Annotated in this window: 16 protein-coding genes; 7 read left to right on the top strand and 9 right to left on the bottom strand. The window is 46.3% G+C overall.

From position 1 onward, the window contains the following. Positions 1 to 76 precede the first annotated feature (76 nt). Positions 77 to 358, top strand: coding sequence for a hypothetical protein (locus AC5JM2_RS21505; RefSeq protein WP_495836868.1), 282 nt, complete (start codon positions 77 to 79; stop codon positions 356 to 358). A 51-nt stretch (positions 359 to 409) separates the two neighbouring features. On the opposite strand, the gene AC5JM2_RS21500 is transcribed toward AC5JM2_RS21505, so the two are convergent. Both AC5JM2_RS21500 and AC5JM2_RS21495 read right to left on the bottom strand, forming a co-directional pair. Beyond that, positions 410 to 880: an ABA4-like family protein gene (locus tag AC5JM2_RS21500; RefSeq protein WP_495836867.1), complete on the bottom strand. Its 471-nt coding sequence runs from the start codon at positions 878 to 880 to the stop codon at positions 410 to 412. A 132-nt stretch (positions 881 to 1,012) separates the two neighbouring features. Then, complete coding sequence (locus tag AC5JM2_RS21495; protein WP_495836866.1) at positions 1,013 to 2,344, bottom strand: protein kinase domain-containing protein; 1,332 nt, start codon at positions 2,342 to 2,344, stop codon at positions 1,013 to 1,015. A gap of 256 nt (positions 2,345 to 2,600) precedes the next feature. Here AC5JM2_RS21495 and typA point away from each other — a divergent pair, with 256 nt between their 5' ends. Continuing rightward, positions 2,601 to 4,391 carry a translational GTPase TypA gene (typA, locus tag AC5JM2_RS21490; RefSeq protein WP_495836865.1) on the top strand — a complete coding sequence of 597 codons (1,791 nt, stop codon included), beginning with the start codon at positions 2,601 to 2,603 and terminating at the stop codon, positions 4,389 to 4,391. Between the two features lie 252 nt (positions 4,392 to 4,643). On the opposite strand, the gene AC5JM2_RS21485 is transcribed toward typA, so the two are convergent. Together AC5JM2_RS21485 and AC5JM2_RS21480 are read right to left on the bottom strand one after the other, a co-directional pair. After that, the gene (locus AC5JM2_RS21485) at positions 4,644 to 5,447 is read right to left on the bottom strand and encodes a DUF5829 family protein (protein WP_495836864.1); all 804 of its coding nucleotides are present in this window, start codon (positions 5,445 to 5,447) and stop codon (positions 4,644 to 4,646) included. A gap of 229 nt (positions 5,448 to 5,676) precedes the next feature. Next, positions 5,677 to 9,564, bottom strand: coding sequence for a PatA/PatG family cyanobactin maturation protease (locus tag AC5JM2_RS21480; protein WP_495836863.1), 3,888 nt, complete (start codon positions 9,562 to 9,564; stop codon positions 5,677 to 5,679). Between the two features lie 11 nt (positions 9,565 to 9,575). Here AC5JM2_RS21480 and AC5JM2_RS21475 point away from each other — a divergent pair, with 11 nt between their 5' ends. Next, complete coding sequence (locus tag AC5JM2_RS21475) at positions 9,576 to 9,737, top strand: hypothetical protein (protein ID WP_495836862.1); 162 nt, start codon at positions 9,576 to 9,578, stop codon at positions 9,735 to 9,737. A gap of 29 nt (positions 9,738 to 9,766) precedes the next feature. Here the strand turns inward: AC5JM2_RS21475 and AC5JM2_RS21470 are convergent, their stop codons facing one another. Then, complete coding sequence (locus tag AC5JM2_RS21470) at positions 9,767 to 10,729, bottom strand: LynF/TruF/PatF family peptide O-prenyltransferase (protein WP_495836861.1); 963 nt, start codon at positions 10,727 to 10,729, stop codon at positions 9,767 to 9,769. Between the two features lie 320 nt (positions 10,730 to 11,049). Between AC5JM2_RS21470 and AC5JM2_RS21465 the strand changes: the two genes are divergently transcribed. Continuing rightward, positions 11,050 to 11,223, top strand: coding sequence for a hypothetical protein (locus AC5JM2_RS21465; protein WP_495836860.1), 174 nt, complete (start codon positions 11,050 to 11,052; stop codon positions 11,221 to 11,223). Beyond that, on the top strand, positions 11,204 to 11,545 hold the full coding sequence (locus AC5JM2_RS21460) for a hypothetical protein (RefSeq protein WP_495836859.1): 342 nt from the start codon (positions 11,204 to 11,206) through the stop codon (positions 11,543 to 11,545). Before AC5JM2_RS21465 ends, AC5JM2_RS21460 begins: the two co-directional genes overlap by 20 nt. A gap of 64 nt (positions 11,546 to 11,609) precedes the next feature. On the opposite strand, the gene AC5JM2_RS21455 is transcribed toward AC5JM2_RS21460, so the two are convergent. The 4 genes from AC5JM2_RS21455 to AC5JM2_RS21440 form a co-directional block, all read right to left on the bottom strand. After that, entirely contained in the window at positions 11,610 to 13,937 is a 2,328-nt protein-coding gene (locus tag AC5JM2_RS21455) for a TOMM precursor leader peptide-binding protein (RefSeq protein WP_495836858.1), read from the bottom strand. A 552-nt stretch (positions 13,938 to 14,489) separates the two neighbouring features. Further along, positions 14,490 to 15,230 carry a cyanobactin biosynthesis PatC/TenC/TruC family protein gene (locus AC5JM2_RS21450; RefSeq protein ID WP_495836857.1) on the bottom strand — a complete coding sequence of 247 codons (741 nt, stop codon included), beginning with the start codon at positions 15,228 to 15,230 and terminating at the stop codon, positions 14,490 to 14,492. 27 nt (positions 15,231 to 15,257) lie between these two features. Then, the gene (locus tag AC5JM2_RS21445; RefSeq protein WP_495836856.1) at positions 15,258 to 15,506 is read right to left on the bottom strand and encodes a cyanobactin biosynthesis system PatB/AcyB/McaB family protein; all 249 of its coding nucleotides are present in this window, start codon (positions 15,504 to 15,506) and stop codon (positions 15,258 to 15,260) included. Between the two features lie 118 nt (positions 15,507 to 15,624). Further along, on the bottom strand, positions 15,625 to 17,625 hold the full coding sequence (locus tag AC5JM2_RS21440) for a S8 family peptidase (protein WP_495836855.1): 2,001 nt from the start codon (positions 17,623 to 17,625) through the stop codon (positions 15,625 to 15,627). 1,596 nt (positions 17,626 to 19,221) lie between these two features. On the opposite strand from AC5JM2_RS21440, the gene AC5JM2_RS21435 reads away from it, so the two are divergent. Together AC5JM2_RS21435 and AC5JM2_RS21430 are read left to right on the top strand one after the other, a co-directional pair. Beyond that, on the top strand, positions 19,222 to 19,590 hold the full coding sequence (locus AC5JM2_RS21435; protein WP_495836854.1) for a ferredoxin thioredoxin reductase catalytic beta subunit: 369 nt from the start codon (positions 19,222 to 19,224) through the stop codon (positions 19,588 to 19,590). Further along, on the top strand, positions 19,587 to 19,988 hold the full coding sequence (locus tag AC5JM2_RS21430; protein ID WP_210611849.1) for a DUF309 domain-containing protein: 402 nt from the start codon (positions 19,587 to 19,589) through the stop codon (positions 19,986 to 19,988). Before AC5JM2_RS21435 ends, AC5JM2_RS21430 begins: the two co-directional genes overlap by 4 nt. Positions 19,989 to 20,009 lie beyond the last annotated feature (21 nt).

Genomic DNA, 20,009 nt, shown 5'->3' with positions numbered 1-20,009 from the left:
CTCTGCCCCCCTGCGGTCTTAATGATAAGTCTTTAACCGAACACGATATTAGAGCAGCCTCTCCTATATTCTCGTGATGCTCAGCTATATCAAGCTCAAGTTCAGTTGTCCTAACCTACCAAGACCTTACGAAAGCCCATTGGGTATCTTAGGGGCTACTATAGGGTCTATCCTGGCAATTTTTGCCCTGATTGCTTGTTATTTTATACCTGCGTATCAACCTGGTATCAAGGGCATTGCACTTGTTTTGATTGTCGGGACTTTTTACTTCTTCTTGTGTAGCACAAATCAATTAGTCGCTCAAGCACCAGAGGAAGCAGCAGCACTAAAGAATTCAAAATTCAAAATATACCCGTAGGACACGCTTGAGACAGGGAGTCAGGGAGTAGTATAGTGAAATCAAGTCACCTTAAGAAGATACTGTTTTCTCGGCAACTTCTGCCGCTTCGTTCTTAACAGTTGGGGAAACTGCCTTTGTTATCCAAGTCGTGAAAATATGAGAAAGTAATCCCATTGGACCAGCAAATAAGCAAAGCGCCAACGAGTGGATTGTCCAAACTCCTGTTTTCTGTCCTTCTAAATAAATGTAGCGCCCAACAAATAAATCCATAACCAGGAAATGAATCCAACCTGTTGCAGCAGCTTTCTCATCACCAAAAAATCTGGCAATATCTGCTAATTGAGGATTTGATAAAGCTTGGGCATTTTCTGGTGTGATGCTAGTAACAAACAAATACAAATACACGCCTGCCAACGGCACAAAAGGAAGATAAGACTCCATAACCCTTTGTGTCACTTTCCATTTGGGTAGGAGAAACATTAATGTCCAAAATGGTAAAACGAAAATATTAGCAACGTTGAAAATTTGCTCAATAGACATAATAAATGCAAAATTCGACTGGTATCATCATACTTTATTATCGGTAATCACAAAAGACATAGATAAATTACCTGTGTTCATCAGCTATAAAATGAGCCTTTTGCATTTTCCCTGATAATCAAACTCTCACGACTAGATGTCACAATTTAATAACCTCAAAGCTATGGCAGATAATTCCAACCCACCCCTCCATTCGTCCCATATTCGGGGTAGATGACCTTCTGGAGCATCAAGAGAAAAGTTTATTTGAGAATAATAAGACCATTCTCTAGAAGTCCAACTAGCAAAGAAAATCTGATGATGCCTTGTGCTTCTCCAACCTACATGTTCTCCAAAACTAACCCAGTGTTCTAGGTTAAATTCTCCGGGTTTTCCTCCAACACTCTGCCAAATGCTCTTTTGAACACTAAATCCGAAATGTCCATTACTATATTTCATCCAAAGTTGGTTGATGGTAAGGAGATCTTGACAAGGAAATTTTAAGATGGTTTCATTATCCAGACAACCCTCTGTTTCTCGACCAGATACCCTAAGCATAATAGCCTTAGTTTCCTCATCTGCTTCTTTCCATCTGCCTGTTGCCAATAACTTATTTAGGTTACTGTAATCTATACCCACAGTTGAAATCGGAGGAGATGGATTGACAGGAGGTGTAGAAGGAAACTTAATATCCAACAATGCCAACCATTCTTGCATAGACTGAGGACGATTTTCTGGTCTTAACTCCATTCCTTGCAAAATCGCCTGATTCACTCTGTCGTTAATGTTTGAATTCAGTTCCTTTGGAGGTTTTAGTGGCTCACCAAACATCCTAGAAATTGCGCTTTCGGGTTCGTTTCCTGTGAGTAGTTTGTACAATGTCGCTGCTAAACTATAAACATCTGTATAAGCGCCACGTTTAGCACGAGGATTTTCTTGTTCAGGGGGTGCATAAAAAGGTGTGCGAATGACTGTATGAGTCTGTGTTAAATCAGGCGTAAATTCACGAGCAATACCAAAGTCAATCAACACAGCTTCAGACTTACCTGCTCTTACCATTATGTTGTTCGGATTTACATCCCGATGCAACAACCCATTGTTATGAACAACTTTTAGTGCATCACCAATCTGATGAATATAGAGCAAAGCTTCAGACTCTGGTAATGGTAACGCCTGATTACCTATATTCTCTCCTTCAATGTATTCCATCACCATGCCCCACAAGTCACCCTGTTTAATCAGTTCGTATACTTTCACGATATGAGGGTGCTGGCATCCCTTCAACTTTAGTGCCTCATTGACAAAATCTTGCTGATACTTGTCAAAATCACAAGTGTCTGTATCTGTATTTTTAAGGATTTTGATAACAACTTGATTGTTATTTGTGTTCTTGGCAAGATAAGTTACACCACAACCGCCTTGCCCTAATTTCTTCTCAAGAGTGTACTTACCGCCTTGCAACTTCTGCCCAGGTATCCACATCATCTCTGACACTTTAAAAACATTCGTATTAATTGTGGCATAAGCTCAAAAAAGGTTGTCAGTACATCATGTCTGTGGATCTTTTGTTGTTTTCGCGGTTCGCTTCCTCTCAAAAAAACACTTCAACCATAAAGAGTTAATATAGAATTGTTAAGGCTTGTTTACAGAATTTATCAAACTACCGGAATTCTGTTACAACATTCCTCCACTAGATGTAAGTTCTAAAATCCCCACGCTAATTTTATCCAAACGCGCTATTATGACGCTCCCAATCCGTAACGTCGCTATTATTGCCCACGTTGACCACGGCAAAACAACCCTTGTTGATGCTCTCCTCAAACAATCCGGCATCTTCCGTGAAGGAGAAGACGTTCCGGATTGCGTCATGGACTCCAACGCCCTTGAACGGGAACGGGGAATTACAATTCTTGCCAAAAATACTGCGGTTCACTATGGAGAAACGCTAATCAACATTGTTGATACGCCTGGACACGCTGACTTCGGTGGTGAAGTAGAACGTGTACTCGGTATGGTTGACGGTTGCATTCTGATTGTTGATGCCAACGAAGGTCCCATGCCCCAAACACGCTTTGTCTTGAAAAAAGCTTTGGAAAAAGGACTGCGCCCCATCGTTGTCGTCAATAAAATCGACCGCCCCCAAGCAGATCCACATGGTGCCACAGATAAAGTGCTGGATCTGTTTCTGGAATTAGGGGCAGATGATGACCAGTGTGATTTTCCTTATCTGTTTGCTTCTGGTATAAGTGGCTACGCCAAAGAACAACTAGAAGATGAAGCCAAGGATATGCAGCCACTCTTTGAAGCTATCCTACGCCATGTACCAGCACCAGTGGGTGACTCCGACAAGCAACTGCAACTACAAGTCACAACCCTAGATTATTCTGAGTATCTGGGACGGATTGTCATTGGTAAAATTCACAATGGCATTATCCGCATGGGACAGCAAGCGGCTTTGGTAAAAGAAAACGGTGAAGTTGTCAAGGCAAAAATCACTAAGTTGATGGGCTTTGAAGGGCTGAAGCGGATTGAAATTACAGAAGCATCCGCTGGCAATATCGTAGCTGTGGCAGGGTTTGCTGATGCCAACATTGGGGAAACGATTACTGACCCGAACGAACCCCAAGCATTGCCACTGATTAAGGTAGATGAACCAACATTGCAAATGACCTTCTGGGTGAATGATTCGCCCTTTGCAGGTCAAGAAGGAAAGTTGGTGACATCACGACAAGTGCGCGATCGCCTCCTTCGCGAACTAGAAACCAACGTCGCCCTACGCGTTGAAGAAACCGACTCCCCCGACAAATTCCTGGTTTCCGGTCGTGGAGAACTCCACCTAGGTATCTTAATCGAAACCATGCGCCGCGAAGGTTATGAGTTTCAAGTATCCCAGCCACAGGTGATTTACCGCGAAGTCAACGGCCAACCTTGCGAACCTTACGAACTTCTGGTTTTAGACATTCCAGAAGATGCCGTTGGCAGTTGCATTGAGCGACTGGGACAACGCAAAGGCGAAATGCAAGATATGCAAGTGGGTGGTAACGGACGCACCCAGCTAGAATTTGTCATCCCCGCCCGTGGATTAATCGGTTTTCGCGGTGAATTCATGCGTATGACTCGTGGTGAAGGTATCATGAACCACAGTTTCCTTGACTACCGTTCTATTTCTGGTGATATTGAAGCCCGTAACAAAGGTGTCTTAATCTCCTTTGAGGAAGGTGTTTCTACCTTCTACGCTATGAAGAACGCCGAAGATAGAGGTGTATTCTTTATTGTTCCAGGTACGAAAGTTTACAGAGGCATGATTGTAGGAGAACACAATCGTCCCCAAGACTTGGAATTGAACGTCTGCAAGACGAAGCAACTGACCAACCACCGTGCATCCGGCGGTGATGAACTGGTACAGCTGCAAGCACCAGTCGATATGAGTCTAGAGCGTGCTTTAGAATACATTGGACCAGATGAATTGGTTGAAGTGACTCCTCAGTCAATTCGTCTGCGGAAGTTGACGAAGAAGTTAGCGAAACGGTAACATATTCCCTCACCAAATCAAGGAGGCGAGCGTAGCTCGCCTTCTTTCCCAAGCTCACGCACGATTATCATTTATTTAAGTCTGTTTTGAGTATTTTAACGGATTGACAAAAGTAACTCTATTTTAAACAGTGAATTGGTGACCGTTGGGGTGCGGAATGTGGACTATCAGACTTGACTTTCTCTTGAGCGAGACGGCAATGAAAACAGCGATCAGTGAAATGATGAAAAATGGCTTAACTGATTGCTTGAGTTATCCAAACTTCCAAATTGCCAACAAGCTACCCACATTTAACTGTGCATTTTTACCGAACGTGAATGTTCTTTCCTGATCAGGTTGATCCTTGAGCGTGCAAACAACCTGGCGAATTCGATAACGGGGAGTAACTTTCTGGCATACTTGTACAATAAAACGATGAGAATAATATGTAGTAATATCTCCTACGCAAGATGATTCGTAGCCGAAAGCTTGAAGTAGTAATGCTAGCTCCTCGTGTTCCGATGCAGTCAATTCAAGATGAACTTCTGATATGTCGTCAAATAAAGAGGTTTCGGAACTACCAAGGTTTTTTAGATAAGCAGCACGGTTAAAGTAACCCGCACTGGTAAGTTTGATATTTTTATAATCTAAATAATCCTGATGAAATTCCATCAACCACGAAGCAAACGCTTCTCTCTCGGATGGGTTGATGGACAAATAATGAAACCAGGGAACTTTTCCATCTTCGGTTTGACGAACTCGCAAATAAGAAAGTGTTTCTTTGGAGCCTAATAAGGATCTGAGCTTTTCCTTTACAATATCAATCTGTCCTGCTTGTTGACTATTGAAAGCAATACCAGAAAAACCTTCCCTCAACCCTTCAGCACCTCCTGGAGGAAAAAGCTCAAGACAGGTATGTTTTCCCTTGAGATAAGTTCCCGTCCAACTTTCTGTATCAGTTTTTACGGTATCTCTGGATATTGTGCAGAATTCTTGGCTAATGAACTCTGATTTGGCGATTGACTCTAGGGTTTGTGTGTCGAGAGTAACATATAAATGGTTAAATTCTATTCCCATATTCTTACTTCTTGAGCCGGATAAGTAGTTGGACAGAATTAATTACACAATGTCATTGCGAATGGAGCGAAGCGGAATGAAGCAATCCCAGTCTTTGCGATTGCTTCGCTTCGCTCGCAATGACTGTAAATATTTTTGTCCATCTACTTATCACGTTATTTTCAATCCCATCATTAAAGTGGAGACGGGGAGAGGAGGTAGACAAGCTAGATTTTTCCACATGATTAGATTAGATACGTTTTCCCTGAGACGGCAATGACCAGCTCTTCACCTCACCCAAGGTTACCGGCATCAGAAGTATCACATCAAGGGTAAAGCGGAAGACCTTGCGCGCTCGACTACCACTTTCCGGGTCGAAGAATTCAAGCTTAACATCCCAACAGTCACTGTTGATGCGACAGAAGGGGCTTTTTTCGACTGTAATGGTGTCGAGTTGACGACGCTGGGCGATCGCCTGCGCAAAAGTCAAAGCCGCTTGGAAGATGTTGGTAGCAGCGAAGTTGAGGGCGCGATCGCGCGAAGTCTGCCCCACATTGCGTAAATCGTTGTATACTCGGTTCAGGAAAGCTATCAAAGCCTCTCGCACAACGGGTTCTTGGGCTTCATCCAGCTGACGAGAAATTGCCGCCATTGCCGCGTTCACCAGGGAATTTACTTTCCAGCCGTACATTCCCCGTATGTTATCTACCATCACTACAGGCACAACCTGACCTGAGAAGAGTTCCACTGTGCGCCTGGTTTGTCGGGCGGGGACGCTGATTCGTTCTACAAATTCATCGCTAGCTTCTGGCTCAAGTTGCCCTGCCAACATAAGCAAAAACATCTCGTGGACATCCCCGTCTGTTGACTCTAGGGCATAGATCGTGTCTCCATCGAGACTCAAAGTCCAGATTAGGGAAGCGCTTTCATCGGGATTGCGATCAAGATGCTCGACCATCTGGCGGGCATCGTAGGGATCTGGCGGAACTATGATGCCGTTGACTTCGACAGGAGCCATGTGTTGTTTGAAACTGTCGCGGCGGGTTTCATCCCCAAAGTCGTAGCCGATAGTCCCTAGGGCGTAAACGTTGCCAGAGTAGGCGATGCTGGCTTCGACGGTGCTTGTGTTTGCGGGAGCAGCTGCGGCGGCGGTGACGGATGCCTCGGTTGGTGTGGCAGGAGTGGCGGGTTGCACGGCTGGGCTGGCATCCGTAGCGATCATGGCAGGGGTGATGCTTGCTGGGGCAACCGTAGCGGTAGGCATGACATATCCAGCACGTTCCGTGCGCGTCACTTGGTCGCCTGCAAAGGAAATGGTGACGGAGGGTTGCCCAAACAGCACCATCATTGCGCCGGGGATATTGACAAAGCCGCGTAAACAGCGTTCTGGTTCTTTTACAACACTTGGATCGCACGGAATCGCCGTATTGAGCAGTGCCGTGCGGACGGCTTCGGCATCTACGGGTTTTCCTTCTTGTAGTTGCAAACTCATCAGTAGCGCGGAAATACCTGTCATCACGGGGGCAGCCATGCTGGTTCCTGTCTGGCGCACGGGTTTTTCGGTGCAGGGTTGCGCCCCTAGAATATCTTCACCTGGAACGAGGATACCTTCTGCTGTGTTGTTGCCGCCCCAGTTGCTAAAGTGGGCTGGTGTACCATCGACTTTTGCAGCTCCGACTGCCAAAATTCCTGGTAGCACGGCTGGCAGACACCAGCTTTCGTTTGAATTGTTCCCCGTCGGTGATACGATCAAGATATTGTTGTCTTGACATTTCTTAATCGCTTGAACAAGGATCTCTTCCCCTTCACTGGTTTGGGTGGGGCGACAAAAAGCACAGTGGATAATATTTGCACCCAACTCTAAGGCTAAGTCGAAGGCACGGGCTAAGTTGAGGGGTGACAACATATCGTCATAGTTCACCAAGGCATCATGGGGCATATTGATTACCCGACAGTTGGGAGCCAAGCCGAAAACAGGACTATGCTCTTGCCCCACGATGACACTGGTGATAAAGCAAGCATGGTCATTGAGTTCAACCCGCTTCTTGACATCTTCTGGGAGGGCAGCGTCGAGCGCATCTTCTTTCTCTTTGCCCTTCAGCCCCTTGTCCCGGATTGCTTGGAAGGTGGCGTAATCTTCTGGGCTGATTGGATCTGCTGGTTCGTGCCAGTAGGGAAAAACTTTGGATACTTCAGCTCCGGCAAAACAGGATAATGTGTGATCTGGGTCGCCGTCTAGAATTACAATCGTGATCCGGGGATCGCCGAGGGTTTGGTTGTGGAGTTCAGCTAGTCCGGGGATGCGATCGTCCAAGTCATGGGGGTGGAGTGCCAGCGATAGTTTGGTTGCAGAACTCTCAACTTCACTGGTTAAAATTGCTGCCGACTCACTTTCAGCCTCAGCGACACTGGATGAATCTAGAGTTTCAGCGATCAACTCTGAAGGAGCCAAGTCAACAGCCTCAGATCCAGTGTCCTCAACTTGCACCGAGGTATTTTCATGACTTTCCCACACCTCAGCTGGCGGAATTTCTGTTACTAGCTCAACCGACTCAAGCTGATTTCCCAATACTTCTGTCTCACCAGACTCAGGTTCAGCCTCAACTCCACCTAATTCAGCCTCACTAGCTGAAACCATTGCCTCAGTCAGCCCTTCTGAGCCATCCACCTCAATCGATTCCAATCCACTTGCTTCGACATTGCGGTTGGGTAATGAACCGAGCGCAAATTCTCCGACAGCCGACTCTTCCACATAGTCTAGACCCGTCGCCCGACCAAAAGCATCGCTATCCCCAACCCCCAAGGCACAGGGAGCTACACCCATATTGGTAGCTACCAAGTAAAAGTTTTGCTGTAGCACCCCAACATGCTTAAGTATCAACGCATAAGCGACAGAGCGATACCGACGAAATAGCCGACTAAACCGTGCCGTAATCACCAATAGCACTTGTGGACGTGGCTCCACTATATTCTTGACAAGACCATAACCTGATAGAGCTAAAATATCGTTCTTTGATTCGAGTATCTGCTCTAGCTGATGATTGAGAGGGTCGTAGTGATACACCCCCTTGTTCAAACCTTGACAATGCAGTACCACTGGATAAATTTCTAATTCATACATTGCCCCGCCACTGGGATAGGGACGACGGCTCAACTCGCCATAGTCAATATCTGCTTTAAAATTTAGTACTTCTCGCCAATTCTTACCGAACCACTCTTCTATACCAACTAATTCCTTAACACGAGCAGTACGATACAGTAGTTCGCTTAGTTGCTCAATCGAGATCGGATAGTTATCGTCATATTCTCGAACCGATTCTCGTGCTTCGATCACTTCTGTAAGTGTGGCATCGTTACACTTCAACGCCCCCAGGTTCGGACGCGGCAGCGGCACAATCCGGTCGCTCATGGGCGGCTTCACCACTAGGAAATCCGACCACTGCTCAATGTTATGATGTATGACTGGGTAGTCATGGCGACCGTTGCGGTTGCGGCTGTGGAACAGCAGGTTATGAAAGTCCCAAAGCTGAAGCGACGGGGGTTCAGGGTCAGCCGTCAAAAACCCCGTTGCCCACAACAAATTGAGGAACTGATACGCGGTTTCTGGTCCGAGGTTAGGGAGTGGTGTAAGTGTTGCTAAGGTTTGGGGCTGGGCGAGTTGAGCCAGGAACGCACTTGCTCGCCAGTCGAGGAGTTTAATCCGAAATTTCGAGAGGGGGGACTCCAGCACCATAGTGCCGTCGTAGAGATGCTGATAGGCAAAGCGGGAGAGGGTGAGACGGGTTTGTGTTTGGTAAGGTTCGGTTACATTCAACTCGGCAGAATCTACCATCGGGATTGCCACTGCGAGCGGCAACACAGCGTAATTGAGCCAACCCCGCTCATCCAATTGTTGTAGCGTCAGGGCGAACTGTTCCCCGGCAGGGTGACCATCAAGTTCGGCTAACCCTTGCACCAGTGATTCGGGGGTGGTGTTACCTACTCTGAGACGATCAAGAGCCATACCCATTCTGGGCGTTGTAGCCAGGGTGAGCAAAGCGGTCGGATCGGATTCTGCCAAGCGCAGGGTGTAGTAGTCTTCGGTGCTTGTGATTTGGATATCGGGGTTGAGGGAAACAGCGAAGGGGTGATGGCTCATACTGGTGGACAATGGAAAACGATGATCGGGTGGGTGATTTGATCGCATTGCAGAGCAGTAAAATTCTCCAGTATCGTCTGTGGTTTGATGTTAAAAATTGGTCAGATGCAATCTGGTATTACGTCAAATGTGATGTCAAAATTTTTGAGTTTCTTCAGCTTGTTGATGCGTGATTTGATACACTGATCGAACGCGATGTTAATTAAATATCGGAGGTTGAAAGAAAGGGCAAAGGTTGACATTGATCGCGTTTATTATAAAAAATACTGAAGTTTTCCAATCGGTCTTTTTCCAATTCTCGCTCCGTGACATACACACCACCATAAGTGATGCAATCTTGACTCTGACAAAAATTATAAATTCTCTCACCTAAACTGTTGAACGAAAAATTTTTTTGGATGTCTTTAAGCTCCTCATAATGAAAAACTAGAAGCGGTTCTACATTCTTTTCCTTAGAAAAAATGACTGCCAAAAGAGTCGAGTTTCCGAATATCAAATTAACTTTTGGTGACAAATTTTTCTGAATGTAATATTTTAAATATTTGCCTCGATCAAATTTAGAGGTTTTATATTGCTCTCCCAAAGAAGCGGCCCAGAACTCAACATTAGTGTAGCCATTCAAGAATATATTAAACCCAATTATAATACTACTTTTGAGTAAGACCTGTAGCATTTCAACCGAATAGCTACCACCATCAAGCTTGATCGCTGTCCTCACTAATTCTTCAGGATCTTCTTCTAGTTCAATGTGTATGTATATTTTTATACAAGAATGCTCCAGTTTCGGTCGCAAATCGATTCCTATTGTATTGTTTAATATTTTATGAGAACCCATGTGTTCCGCTACAAACCGATCAAGCAAACCACGATTGAGTCGAATACCTACTTTACTTTCAACTCGATCCAAAAATTTTACAGCATTGCTCCAGGAGCTTGGCCATGTATGTTCTTCATTAGAAACTTGAAAGTCAACTGCAAACAACTGGTCTCCTTGAACGTGACACATGGGTTCAACACCACAAGAACCTTCTATCTCAAGAACTGCCTCTTCAAAAAGAGGGATAGGAAAAACTGGCTCAACATCAAAAGCTTCTTGATGAGCTCGCATAAACTGAAGGCGACGCTTTCGTAAGTTGAGCTGTTGAAATGAAGAATTCACAGACATTTTCTTTCTCCTAAATGACAGTTAGCCTCTCCGCCCTATTTTAATTCTCAGAGTCAACAGTGCTGGGTCAGCTAATTGCTACTGGAACTTAAACATTTTTGATGGAGAAACAAGCCTCAAACCCATGCAGGGTATGCGCAATAATACACCAAATGCTCAAAAATAACCCAAACCCAGATATATCAACAAACTAAGCAAAGCAATGTCAAATTCTTTATGTGTATAGGTTTAAGGCTCTTTTTTAGGTGTTTTTTGGCTAAGTCCCACTAATTGCTGACGGTTGAATGCTTACGAACCAACTTTAACCAAAGGGTATTAACGTGATAAACAAAGTACATCCACGCGACGGAGATGAGGAAAATTTCAAAACGCAAGCTCTAGAAAAGATTCTGATTGCTGTCTATCTATCTTTAACCTCATCTCCATCTCGCTATCTAGCGCGGTGTAGTCTCAAGGCAAAGACGATGAAACGCCATGCTGTTGAGGCACGCTAGATTATTCATCACCGTCGTAGGAGCACATGCAGGGGCAAATCGACGCACCCACACCGTCGTAGGAGCACATGCAGGGGCAAATCGACGCACCCACACCGTCGTAGGAGCACATGCAGGGGCAAATCGACGCATCCACACCAGCATCACCGAGAGCTTCCTCAGAGAGTTCAGCCAAGTGGCTGGGGAGTTGACCGGTGGTGGTGCGGATCACGGGTTTGCCTTGGTTAGGCAGGATGTTCTTTTTATCCATGAGAATAATCCTCATTGTCTTGATTGGTTTGTTGACCCGTTGGGGTGGGTCAGCCCCCTTCTTCGTTCATGAAAGAAGCCTTGTAGGACGACATTTGGCACGTAGCGAAGCCTGTCGCCCGTAAACTTTAAAAGACTTAAAATGGCATCGGACTGGGATTCATCTGCGCCTCAGTAAGCGGTTCATCTAGCCATCCCAACTTCACTGGCACCTCATAAAGCCGCCCCAACCCAAACCGTGACCAAAAATGCCGCATTCCTGGCACAGTCACCTTAACCACATTCAGCCCAATATCCGGTCGGGTTTGATTCACAACCAAAGTTTCCAAACCCGCTTGTTGGGCAATGTTTACGCAGGTCATGACATCGGTGTAAATGTCATCACTCCAAGGTTTTGGGTAGTCCTGGGCAGTCTTGAGGGGTTGCGTGGCATCAGGAACGAGATAGGGATGATCCGCCAGCGTAGCTGTGAGTAACCAATTCGTCGCCTCGCTTTTCAGGTTCTCATCAGATACTTTGTCCAGTTCCAAGCCAATTTGGTTCACCTCAGTGAGGGCGCGGATGATAGCAATGGTTGGATCGAGATGCGCCCCAAAGCCGAGAATCAGTCGTTCTGAGCTTCCACTTTTCCGATTCGACACACCCACAAAAGCCGGAATGCCCAAGTCGGCTGTCAAATCCAGCACCCACAAATCTCGGTCATTCTCCCGGTAGAACTGCTGCAACTGGACAAAATACGGCTCATCAAAGCTGGTCAAGTCTACCGCCGGACGGCTCAGGCGGTTGTACCACCACAGCGCCACACTATCGCGCTCCACCAGTTCCAGAAAACCTTGCAGGATGGCTTCTTCAAGGGTGTTCCCTGCCGCATTGCCGTTGGAGTCACCTCGGCAGAAGCGGTGTTCTGGGGGCAAGGGGTAATGGTAGTAGCACAATGCTGTAGGTAAATATTTATGCGTCTGCTCCGTGAGTGACCACACCGGCGTCCAGTCAATGGCTTGACTCACATCAAACCGCTGAGGAATCCAATCGTGAGCTACTGTTGCCTGCTCGTTCAGTACCTCGCGATTGGCATACTGCTGATCGCTAAAGCACAAACTCCGCTCTGGATGAATTGCCAAGTCCCCTAGTTCCGCCAGGGTTGCCCGTTTACGAGGTTCGTCCCCTTGAAAAATGCCAGAGTAACGTTCCACTGCCTCACAGAAACCACTCGCCCGAGATTGGCTATCAGTCTTGCCCTTGCCCGAACTCTTGTGTTTCAGGGTATTGCGTAGTCCCCGCAGGGTGGTGGCGCTACCGAAGCTATGCCCCGCCCGGTAGGTATGAACCAATGGATTAGCCGGATCAGTGATCCGCACCAGTTCCGTCACCACTCCCGTCACCGGACTAATCAAGTGCTGGTATTTCTGCAAAGTCTGCTCTGGTGTAGTGGCACGGTGTCCGCCATCATGGGTGAACTCCTTGCGGCGCGATTCTAGCTTCAGCGGTTCAAATCCCCGCCGCTGCAAAATTCCTGGATCACCACAGGTCGGACATTGCGATCGCTTAATCAAGATATGACTTTTCAAGTCCACAATCGTCTGGTTGAAGGTGATAATCTTGCCGTCGAGGGTGGGGAACAGAGCCGTTCCCGCTGCAGTGGCATTGACGTGTTGCTTGACAATCCACTTGGCAATCTCGGTGGCGGCGAACTGTAGCCCTGTTTGCAAGGTAGACGGCAGCGTCGCCCGTGCCGTGGGCAAGCTGCTCACCCGCCCGCTCTGACCATTGCGCTCTTGTTGAGCTTGTTTTTGACGCAAGACCGACGCCTCAACTTCGCGGTTGCCCCGCAGCCGATGGGCAAGACAGTTCCAACACCCTGTCTGTTGGGGAATAAACACAGGTCCCAACCAGAGGACACTGCCCACCGGCTTGACGAGCAGCCAACTTTGTTGGCACTCCAGAGCCTGCTTATTGATGGATGCTAGTTCGGGCTGCAAATAGTCATCAGTCAAAACGATGTTGAGCGCCGCTGAGGAACCCGCGTCTGTGGAGTTTTGCACCGGAATGCCCATGTCCCGCAGGGCAGTTGCCAGGGCAGCAACTGTTACTTCACTGATATTCTCGCCCACCGTTGTCAGCGTTACCGGCTGCTTTAGTCCTTGCGCTGCAATAGGGGGTGCAATCCCTAACTCGCTCCAGAATGCCGCTACTTCCGGGGATAGATCCGGGGCAGCCTCAGTGAGGTAGCCCTTTTCTGCAAGGCGATTGAGCACATAGTCAATATATTCTGCTGGGACTTCCCCATCCAGCTTTTCGATAATCTGCTCAATAGTGTGTTGCCCATCCAACAGGGGCACAATTTGACAGTAGAGTTGCCCAGTTAGAGCATGGTTAGCCTGTTCACCAAGGAGATACACTTGCTTTGGCTCGATTACCTCTACATGAAAATGGGGCTTAATTTGGAGCAGTGCGGTGGATTGCATAGAACAAACAGTGGATCATTAAATGGACGAGAACAAGACAGGCTAGAAGTCAGAGAAAATGTATCTAAATGAGTATTGACAAAAATATTTGTTAAGAAATAAACGAGAGAATCAGCATTAATATGGTTCGGTTAAGATCCCCCCGCCTGCGGCGACCCCCTTAAAAAGGGGGTAAAAGAGGGTTAGCCAAAAACCTTAAATTTTGTAGGTTGGGGAGGACAGTGCCGGGGTGAGGCAGCGCGGTCTTGGGGGTTCCCCCCGTTGTAGCACCTGGCGTTTTCCCTCCGTAGGTGTCTGGCGTTTGAGGAACGAAACCCAACATTTTCGCGACTTTGTTGGGTTTCACTACGTTCAACCCAACCTACAATTCTCCTTAACAGCAACCGTATTGTTATTTAAATTGATTTTCCCAGGATGGAAGTGATGCCTACAGCAAGGCGCAAGACATCTACGCCTAATCATCGTCAAGAGGTAAGCGTTAATGCAATTATTGTGGAATTTCTTGACACTCAAGTGTTCTTATTGACAAAAAGGCTTACCCTGAGCTAGAGGTTAAGCCCAAATGCGACCCCGTCGGAACGGTCTGCGCCGCTGATCGGGCGCTTTTGCATGCTTGTTAGCGTATGCGGTCCAGTAGGAATAATCTTGCAGCCCAGTTTGGGAAGTGGGCACGTAAGACTTTTTCTTTTCAGGGGTGGAGGAGACTTCCGAGGGTGTTGTTTCTGTTTTCTTCTCAACCATAGTTTCCTGAGTTTCCTTAGGTGTTTGGGGTGTTTGGGATGTTTGGGGTGTTTGTGGTTGCTGGGTAGCGACAACCGCCTCTAACTTGAGGTAGTCGATCCGGTGTGAGCCATTTCCCGATCCACCAGCGGTGGTTAAGCTCAGAGTATGTTGCCCAGCGTTGAGGGCTGGCAAAGGAATCTGGCTTTTGGTTGGCTTACCTGACCCCACGCCGACAATTTCGGTCACTGGCTCACCATCAACCAAGAGGGTGTCAACTTCAGAACCAAAAAAGTTGTAAAAGAGCGTAAGTTCACCGACACTGTAGTTCTGGGTAAGAGTGAACTGGATATTCAGTTTGTCGGTGGAAAAAAGCTGCTTTCCTTTACTCCGTGGTTTCGTCTTGCGACCTGGAACCACGAGTAACGATGGCATCTGCGGCTGGTTAATGGGGTCTTGATCTGACCCAACAACGTAGATAAATTCCTTTTGCCAGTCGCCTACCTGAATAAACTCCTGACTTCCTTTACCTGGTTGACCAATTTGCCATAGGGTTTCAGTTTGCTCAGACATTGTGATTAGCCGCTGATCAGTAGCTCATTAATAGAATCGTCCCATGCTAGCAAAGCCGCCCCAGCCCTGGCTGGCACTTTGGTTAGCACTTGAATGCATCACTTGGTTGAAACTGCGGTTGGCAAAAGCTGGCGGATCGTTATAGTTAGCGGCATGGAGCAGATCCATCCGGATACCTATCAAATCCTCAGGAGTACCATTTTCCAGATCCACGCACAGCCCTGGCTGGATGATATCAGGCCGTTTGACTGGAGGAGATAATATCGGAAGTCGCATGGTTTAAAATTTTCCGTATGGAATAGTATGAATTAAAGTTAACAAAAAGTGAACAAATCTAAATGTGTTGGCGAGAATGCATGTTGTTGTTGCACTCTCACCCAAATGGGGTTGCCCTTTAATACGGTGAAGACCAGGAACGAACTTCGCCCAAGGTAACCGGAATCAGGTCACTCACATCAATCGTGAAGCGGTAAATCTTCTTGGCACGGCGGTTGTTTTCAGGGTCGAAGAACTTCAGCTTCACATCCCAACAGTCGCTATCCATCCGACAGAAAGGACTCTTCTCAACTGTAATACTGTCAAGTTCCATACCAACGGCAACCGCTTGGCTGAAGGTTTCTGCGGCTTGGAATGCGTTGGTGACCGCGAAGTTGAGGGCGCGGTCTTGGGATGTGGTTCCCAAGTTGCGGAGGTCGTAGTAAATCCGGTTAAGGAAACCATCCAATGTGCTGCGGATCGTTTCTTGGTCAGCAGTCCTGTCTTCCGCTTGAACCGCATTCACCGCCGCATTCACCAGGTTATTGACTTTCCATCCGTAGATACCACGGGTGCTTTGGGGTTCAAGTACCGGGATAACTTGACCGGAGAAGAGCTTGACCTTACGCCCGGTCAAGATACCTGGTATGCTGACGCGCTCAACATATTCAGCATTGTTTTCAGCTAGGATTTGACCGCCTAGCAGTTCATGGAGTGCACGGTAGGAATCGCCAGCAAAGGGACCCGCGGGGTCGATCGCATAAACTGGAGTCAGTTCAATGTTGAGTGTCCAGATCAACGGTAGCGCTTCCGAAATATTCTCATCCAGGTAGTCCACCATCTGGCGAGCATCGTAGGGGTTAGCAGGTACCATCACCCCTCCCCCGATGTCATACGGTGGCATCAGTTGCTTAAACGAGTCCCGACGTGCTTCAGAACCGAAGTCGTAGCCCAGGGTTCCCAAGGCATAGACAAGCGGACCTAGATCTGGAAGTTCGCTGGGGGCTTGGCTGGCAGTGACAGAGTTAGCACTTAAGTTGGGCATCATTGGTTGTTGGGTTACAGAAGTAGGGGAACTAGGGAACGATTGGATCAAGTTTTGCAAGTTGGGAGTGTTGCTAGAGACAGTCCCAGCCGGTGGACTGGGTGCTGCAGTAACCAAGGTAGGAGCGGGTTGCCCTTGGTGGGCGGCGATCGCTTCACTGGCGTTGGTTAAGCTGCCATCACAACCGCAGCCTGCAGCTTCTACTTCTGATGCGCTGACTGATGTAAATGTCTCAGCCATCTTTCCTCCTTTTACTAACGTTATGGCTCCAGGGATGTTCAGTTTGCCTGCCAGACACCGCTTAGTCTCTTCTGGCAAGTCCGAATCGCAGGGTAAAGCACTCTGCAACAATATTTGACGAATTTTGTGGGGGTCGGGAGTTTCTCCCTGCTCCAGCTGAAGACTCAGCAGCACAGCTGCTACACCTGAGACAATCGGAGTGGCGAGGCTCGTACCACTAAGGCGGTGCGTACCACCACCAACTTTAGCCCCCAGGATGTTCTCGCCAGGGGCAAGAATACCCTGGGTTTGGTAGGTTTCACCCCAGTTGCTAAAGTCCATAGGTTGACCATTAGCATCCATTGCCCCAACCGCCAGCACAGAAGGCATACCAGCGGGCACATGCAAGCAATCACAACCATTGTTGCCAGCTGCGGCGACGAGCAAAACATTGTTCTCTTGGCACAGACGAACAGCATTCTGTAGCCAGCCATCCGATTCGCCAAGTTCAGTCAGCTGACCCCCACTGAGGTTGATAACGTGAGCACCAGCATTAACTGCTTGCTCAATCCCCCGAGCCAAATCTAGCTGGGAAGTCCTGCGGCGATCATCAGAGAAGACTGGCACAATTATCCCCTTGCATTGGGGAGCGATTCCCTCCACCGGACTGCCCGGTTGCCCAAAGATAATGCTGGCTACGTGGGTGCCGTGACCGGACATATTACCACCGATCTGAGCGTCTCCTTTAACCAAGCTGGGCAGAGACTTTAGATCCGCGCCTTGGAAGCAAGGATGAGCCAGGTCAACAGGTCCGTCCAAGACAGCCACACAAATACTACTATTTCCCCGTGAGATTGTACGTAATGTCTCTAGCATTTCAAAGCATAGCTGGTTGGTTATTATTGTTCGAGGAGTTTATCTATAAAACTTGGGGCAACTCGGAACCGCTCTGCTAACTTACGTTGATATATAGATTCCAGTTTATGGATTCCCGTATTTTTGCGTTAAACATCTATGAACTATTGTTCCATAGCTAACAAATTTTACTTTTATCATCTGTTATCATCGGTATGTTTATAGGTATTCCGTTTGATTTTGCATGAAAAAATTTTTATACATAACCCTTGTCAAACAAGATTTGTCAAACAAGATTTTGAGTCTCAGTATGCTTTCAAAATCTGAATCTGAGTCCTATATAGCAGTCCTAAATGATTTGTAAATATTGAGTTAAAACTGTTGAGTGTTAAGTGTCAACTATTTTGACTCAACATCCCAAACGAACTGTTCACAACTCAAATACGATTGCTATAGTTGTATCGTTTTTAATTAAAACAAGTTTGCTTACAGCAGTTTTCATCTAAATGAACCGCACCGTTTGTAAGGACGCAAAGAACTGCTCCACTACGAATGACTGTGGTCTATTTACCTGAAAATGGCTGTAGTTAAAAGCAATGTCTTGAATTTCAACTCTTGAAGAAGTATCTCAGCTTTTTCAACGAAAAGCAACAGGAACAAACAAATGTAACAGTGTTTTAACAGTATTGAAGACAGTTAAACAGATATTTAAATGGACAGTTAAGACAGTTAAGACAGTTAAACAGATATTTAAATGGACAGTTAAGACAGTTAAGACAGTTAAGCAGATATTTAAAACAATAAAAAAAGAATTATAAAAAATAGTAAAAAATTATAACTGATTTGCAAATCGGGCGTGTCTACAAAATCAAAACTATAGTATGATTACTGTAATTTTATCAATTATAAGGTAGTTTTTGGCACGCTTTTTTATCGTGTAGCTACACAACGGAACTACTTGAGTCAATTAAGTAGATTTTCTACAAAATGAAGAATTAATCTATACTTAGTTGTGCTTCAAGAATGTATCTATTAACAATTACTGGGATTTGTACCAACAACTTGCGTCAAGCCTCCGGCTTATCGCTCTTGTCCGTCAAAGAAGAAGAATTCAGCAATTCCTGATTCAGAAATCAGAATGCAATTAGTGGGGGCTTGATACCCCTGAAGCGTTCCACTCGCAAAACGAATCATTCTGGAGCGCTGTCTCCTGACTCCTGATTACTTCTTGGTCAGTTTCTATGGTCTTGTAAGTAGGTGGGCGCTAAAAAACACAACTAGATTAAGAAATGTAAATTGCTTAAAAGCCTATTTTTAAAGCGTTTATGGCGCTTTACATAAGTTAATATAGTTCGGTTTAATCATGCCTACCTACTTACTTTTTCAATATCGCACTTATCGAGTGATATGGTAAAAATCCCTCGTGCTTTGTTTGAACGTTTGACCGACGATACCTTGGGCTACACCGCGTAAATGGATAAAGTCGAGAACTCGCGCCTTGACACGTACTTTAAAAAATTTAAAATCGCTCAAAAGAAGGGGAGTCATCCCTAGTTCTAGCTCCCATAGGCTGCGGTACAATGCAAAGAAATGTTTAAATTATGAGTAGCCGATCCCATGATTTCACCAGATGTTAACACAACAAAATCCAGCGAACACAGCCTAGAGGCGATGCGGCATTTTTCGGAACAATACGCCAAGCGTACTGGAACGTACTTCTGTTCTGAACCTTCTGTTACCGCAGTTGTGATTGAAGGACTTGCCAAGCACAAAGATGAAATCGGAGCTCCTTTGTGTCCATGTCGCCATTATGAAGACAAACAAGCGGAAGTCAAAGCTACTTTTTGGAACTGTCCATGCGTACCAATGCGGGAGCGCAAAGAATGTCACTGCATGCTGTTCCTTACGTCAGATAATGATTTCGCTGGTGATAAGCAAGAAATTTCTTTAGAAACAATTAAGCAAGTACGAGATGGTATGGCATGAACGAAGAAATGCCTGATGAGTTTTGGCAAGGTGTAGAGCAGTTTAATACTGGGGAGTATTATGCTTGTCATGATACCTTGGAGGCTCTGTGGATTGAAGCAACAGAGCCAGACAAAACTTTTTATCAAGGCATTTTGCAAATTGCCGTAGCATTATATCATTTAGGCAACAAAAATTTACGTGGTGCAGTCATTTTGTTGGGTGAGGGTAGCAATCGCTTGCGACGTTACCCATCAGAATATGGCGGCATTGATGTAGACGAATTATTAATTCAGAGTGCGGCATTGTTGAAGGCATTACAACTCACAGAGCCAGAAAAGATTGCCGCTCTTAACCTTGGTCAAGATGAAGGCTTGCCCTTGCCTAGGATTATCAGAGTTAATAATGAAAATACGTAAAGAATTAAATTTTTTTTAAAC

The sequence above is a fragment of the Brasilonema angustatum genome (assembly GCF_059505445.1).
Note: the sequence above shows the minus strand (reverse complement) of the source record. Positions and strands in the feature narration are given on the sequence as shown.

What these genes read in the sequence shown, in the direction of transcription:
- AC5JM2_RS21445 (WP_495836856.1), bottom strand. Translation starts at nt 15,506, where the DNA reads ATGCGACTTCCGATATTATCTCCTCCAGTCAAACGGCCTGATATCATC.
- AC5JM2_RS21505 (WP_495836868.1), top strand. Translation starts at nt 77, where the DNA reads ATGCTCAGCTATATCAAGCTCAAGTTCAGTTGTCCTAACCTACCAAGA.
- AC5JM2_RS21485 (WP_495836864.1), bottom strand. Translation starts at nt 5,447, where the DNA reads ATGGGAATAGAATTTAACCATTTATATGTTACTCTCGACACACAAACC.
- AC5JM2_RS21470 (WP_495836861.1), bottom strand. Translation starts at nt 10,729, where the DNA reads ATGTCTGTGAATTCTTCATTTCAACAGCTCAACTTACGAAAGCGTCGC.
- AC5JM2_RS21455 (WP_495836858.1), bottom strand. Translation starts at nt 13,937, where the DNA reads ATGCAATCCACCGCACTGCTCCAAATTAAGCCCCATTTTCATGTAGAG.
- AC5JM2_RS21440 (WP_495836855.1), bottom strand. Translation starts at nt 17,625, where the DNA reads ATGCTAGAGACATTACGTACAATCTCACGGGGAAATAGTAGTATTTGT.
- AC5JM2_RS21480 (WP_495836863.1), bottom strand. Translation starts at nt 9,564, where the DNA reads ATGAGCCATCACCCCTTCGCTGTTTCCCTCAACCCCGATATCCAAATC.
- AC5JM2_RS21475 (WP_495836862.1), top strand. Translation starts at nt 9,576, where the DNA reads ATGGAAAACGATGATCGGGTGGGTGATTTGATCGCATTGCAGAGCAGT.
- AC5JM2_RS21430 (WP_210611849.1), top strand. Translation starts at nt 19,587, where the DNA reads ATGAACGAAGAAATGCCTGATGAGTTTTGGCAAGGTGTAGAGCAGTTT.
- AC5JM2_RS21450 (WP_495836857.1), bottom strand. Translation starts at nt 15,230, where the DNA reads ATGTCTGAGCAAACTGAAACCCTATGGCAAATTGGTCAACCAGGTAAA.
- AC5JM2_RS21500 (WP_495836867.1), bottom strand. Translation starts at nt 880, where the DNA reads ATGTCTATTGAGCAAATTTTCAACGTTGCTAATATTTTCGTTTTACCA.
- AC5JM2_RS21435 (WP_495836854.1), top strand. Translation starts at nt 19,222, where the DNA reads ATGATTTCACCAGATGTTAACACAACAAAATCCAGCGAACACAGCCTA.
- AC5JM2_RS21495 (WP_495836866.1), bottom strand. Translation starts at nt 2,344, where the DNA reads ATGATGTGGATACCTGGGCAGAAGTTGCAAGGCGGTAAGTACACTCTT.
- typA (WP_495836865.1), top strand. Translation starts at nt 2,601, where the DNA reads ATGACGCTCCCAATCCGTAACGTCGCTATTATTGCCCACGTTGACCAC.
- AC5JM2_RS21460 (WP_495836859.1), top strand. Translation starts at nt 11,204, where the DNA reads ATGCTGTTGAGGCACGCTAGATTATTCATCACCGTCGTAGGAGCACAT.